Here is a 3,544-nt window from a genome sequence, read left to right on the forward strand (position 1 = left end):
CCCGCCCGCCCCGCCGCCCACCGCACCCGCGCCGGGGTCGGGGTCGGGTCCCGGCACGTCACGTGCCGCGGCGCGTGCGGCAGCCCGTCACAGCCGCTGCAACGACCGGCGGCGGACCGGTGACCTGGTGGTTGGGCGCGCTCGCCCTGCTGGGTGGTCTGCTCTCCCTGTGGCTCGTGGCGCTCGCCCTGCTGTGGGTGCGCCGGCCCGACGGGTTGACCGTGCGGGACGCGCTGCGTCTGCTGCCCGACCTGGTCCGGCTGGTCCGTCGACTGGCCGGCGACCGGACGCTGCCGCGGGGTGTGCGGGTCCGGCTGTGGCTGCTGGTGGCCTACCTCCTCTCCCCGGTGGACCTGGTGCCCGACGTGGTCCCGGTGCTGGGCTACGCCGACGACGTGGTGGTGGTCGCCTGGGCGCTGCGCTCGGTGGTCCGCCGCGCCGGGGACGAGGCCCTGGTGCGGCACTGGCCCGGCGGGGACGCGGGGCTGCTGGTGGTCCGGCGGCTGGCGGGACTGTCCGGCTGACTCAGCCCACTGCCCGGGTCAGCTCCGGCGCGAGGTCACCCCGGTCGACGACCTCGACCCGCTCCAGCTCGAGCCAGTCGGCCATCGCCCGCAGCTCGGCCGCCAGCTCGTCGGCCACCGTCCCCGGCGCGGGGTGGCCGTCCTCCACGTGGGCCGCCTGGACGCGCAGCACCCCGGCCTGCCGGTCCGCCTTGAGGTCGACCCGTCCGACGAGGGCGTCGCCGAGCAGGAAGGGCAGCACGTAGTAGCCGTGCACCCGCTTGTGCGACGGCGTGTAGATCTCCAGCCGGTAGCGGAAGCCGAACAGCCGCTCCACGCGGGGCCGCTCCCACACCAACGAGTCGAACGGCGACAGCAGCGCGCGTGCCCGCGCCCGCCGGGGACGACGGGCGGCGGGGTCCAGCCAGGCCGGGCGGCCCCATCCGTCCACCTCGACGGGCAGCAGTGCGCGGGACTCGACCAGCTCGGCGATCGCCGTCCGGGTCTCGAGCACCGACAGCCGGAAGTAGTCGCGCAGGTCGGTCTCGGTGGCCACGCCCAGGGCTCGGGCGGCGGTGACGACCAGCTCACGGATCGCGTCGGTACGCCCGGGGGTCGGGGTGGCCAGCACGGCGGCGGGCAGCACCCGCTCGGTGAGGTCGTACACCCGCTCGAACCCGGCGGTCCGGGACCGGGCGGTCAGTGCCCCGGTGAAGAACAGGTACTCCAGCGCGGCCTTGCCAGGGTGCCAGTTCCACATCTGCCCGGGGGTGTTCGGCCGCTCCTCCCCCAGCTCGCTGGCCCGGAGGGGACCACCCTCCCGGACCCGGTCCAACAGCTCGGCGACGTAGCCCGGCCGCTCCCGCTGCACCCGGGTCATCGAGCCCCACGCCTCCTGCTCGGCTGCGGCCATCCGCCAGCGCAGCAGGGGGTGCAGCCGCACCGGGAGGTAGGACGCCTCGTGCGCCCAGTACTCGAACACGTCGTGCCGCCGGCCGTGCAGGGCGTCCAGCAGCGGCCTCGGGTAGGCCCCCAGCCTGCTGAACACCGGGAGGTAGTGCGAACGGGACAGCACGTTGACCGAGTCGATCTGCACGACAGCCAACCGGTCCACCACGCTCCGCAGCTGCCGGGTACCGACCACCACCGGGGGCCGCTCGTCCGCCAGCCCCTGCGCGGCGAGCGCGATCCGGCGCGCCAGGGCGGCAGACAGTCGTTCCACGGGTCGGTGCTCCACGGACCCGATCCTGCACCCGGGGTCCGACAGACCCTCCGTGCCAGGGGTGCCGCCCGCCCCGACGACCCCGCGCCTAGGGTGCGGGCGTGCAGCTGACCGGACGAGCCGAGTCCTCCGTCCGCCCCGCGGTCGCCGCCGACGCCACCGTCATCGCGCGCATCCAGGTGGTGACCTGGCGGACCGCCTACCGCTCCCTGCTGCCCGCGGAGGTGCTGGACACTTGGGACGACGAGGCCGTCACCGCCTCTTGGGCGTCCGCGATCACCGCGCCGCCCACCCCGGGGCACGGCGTGCTGGTCGCCCGGGAGGGCGAGGACGCCGTCGGGTACCTGGCGTACGGACCGGCCGAGCTCTACGCAGGCGAGGCCTCCTCCCCGGAGGGCCCGTCCTCCGAGATCGCCGCCGTGGTGGTCGAGCCCCGCTGGGGACGACGAGGCCACGGCAGTCGCCTGGTGGCCGCCTCGGTGGACCTGTTGTCGGCGACGGGGACCAGGCGGCTGCAGACGTGGGTGGCGACCGGGGACACCGTCACCGCGAGTTTTCTGGCGTCGGCCGGCTGGGCAGCTGACGGCTGGAGCCGGACGCTGGACGCCGGCTCCACCGCCGTCCACGAACGTCGCTGGCACACCCTGCTCGGCGATCCTGCCGACGGCCCGCACGACCCCGGACACCACCACACACACGACGAGCACCCCCACGACGAGGCCACCCACGACCACCAGGACGGACCAGCGTGAGCTTCACCGGCTTCCCCGACGAGGGCCTCGTGTTCTACGAGGGTCTCGAGGCCGACAACAGCAAGTCCTTCTGGACCGAGCACAAGTCCACCTACGACGAGCACGTCAAGGTGCCCATGCAGGCGCTCGTCGAGGAGCTCGCGGCGGAGTTCGGGACCCCGAAGCTCTTCCGGCCCTACCGGGACGTGCGCTTCAGCAAGGACAAGACGCCGTACAAGACCCACCAGGGCGCCGTCCTGCACCTCCCCGGCGCCGGCGTGGGCGCCTGGTACGTGGAGGTCTCCGCGGATGGGCTGCAGGCGCGCGGGGGCAGTTGGCGGATGCAGCCCGACCAGGTCGAGCGCTACCGCCGAGCCGTGGACGACGACGTCCCCGGTGGGCAGCTAGAGCAGATCGTGGCGAAGCTCCGACGAGGTGGCATCACCGTCGACGGCGACCGGCTCAAGCGGACACCCCGCGGGTACGACGCCGACCACGTGCGGGTGGAGCTGTTGCGTCACAAGAGCATCCACGGCGGCCGGCACTGGACGCCGAAGGACTGGCTCGACAGTCGCGAGGTGGTCGCCCGGGTCCAGACCACGTGGCGGGCACTCGTACCGTTGAACCATTGGCTCGCGGACAACGTCGGCGCCACCACCGCACCTCCCGACCGCCGCCGCTGACCTCCTGGGTGCACGGCCAGATCAGGGGCCAACTCGAGCTCCCGGGGGCCGGCGTCCCTCCTGTGCGGAGGGACAGCGCCGCCGAGACCGCCACACCGGCGAACGCCACCACGAGGCCGTGGCAGGTCGGTGAGGCCGGCACTACTCAGGTCACTGCTCAGGACACTCCTAGAGGTCGTGGCCCTTGGAGGCGCTCACCCGCATCCGGACTTCTTCTGCGGCTGCGCGCCGGGCCCTCGACCCGCGTCACGGCCGGCACACACGCACACCGGGACTCAGCGGATCTCCAGAGAATGGTCTGGGAATGCCGAAACGGGGCCACGACTGAGTCGTGACCCCGTTTCGGGAATGATGTCCGGCGGCGTCCTACTCTCCCACCCAGTCCCCCGGGCAGTACCATCGGCG

The 3,544-nt window shown here is 73.6% G+C and carries 4 protein-coding genes; 3 read left to right on the forward strand and 1 reads right to left on the reverse strand.

Annotation, left to right across the window (positions count from 1 at the left end):
* The first annotated feature begins 119 nt into the window (after window positions 1–119).
* Window positions 120–524: a YkvA family protein gene (locus AC0IVP_RS21735; protein WP_056291601.1), complete on the forward strand. Its 405-nt coding sequence runs from the start codon at window positions 120–122 to the stop codon at window positions 522–524.
* A 1-nt stretch (window position 525) separates the two neighbouring features.
* Here AC0IVP_RS21735 and AC0IVP_RS21740 read toward each other — a convergent pair whose 3' ends face one another.
* Window positions 526–1,725, reverse strand: coding sequence for a winged helix-turn-helix domain-containing protein (locus AC0IVP_RS21740; RefSeq protein ID WP_471759254.1), 1,200 nt, complete (start codon window positions 1,723–1,725; stop codon window positions 526–528).
* Window positions 1,726–1,826: 101 nt separating this feature from the next.
* Between AC0IVP_RS21740 and AC0IVP_RS21745 the strand changes: the two genes are divergently transcribed.
* Window positions 1,827–2,477 (forward strand): GNAT family N-acetyltransferase, encoded by a 651-nt coding sequence (locus tag AC0IVP_RS21745; RefSeq protein WP_471759255.1) that lies wholly within the window; start codon window positions 1,827–1,829, stop codon window positions 2,475–2,477.
* Window positions 2,474–3,139: a DUF2461 domain-containing protein gene (locus tag AC0IVP_RS21750; RefSeq protein WP_471759256.1), complete on the forward strand. Its 666-nt coding sequence runs from the start codon at window positions 2,474–2,476 to the stop codon at window positions 3,137–3,139. Before AC0IVP_RS21745 ends, AC0IVP_RS21750 begins: the two co-directional genes overlap by 4 nt.
* The last annotated feature ends 405 nt before the right edge of the window (window positions 3,140–3,544 follow it).

It is taken from the genome of Klenkia sp. AC732 (assembly GCF_979256525.1).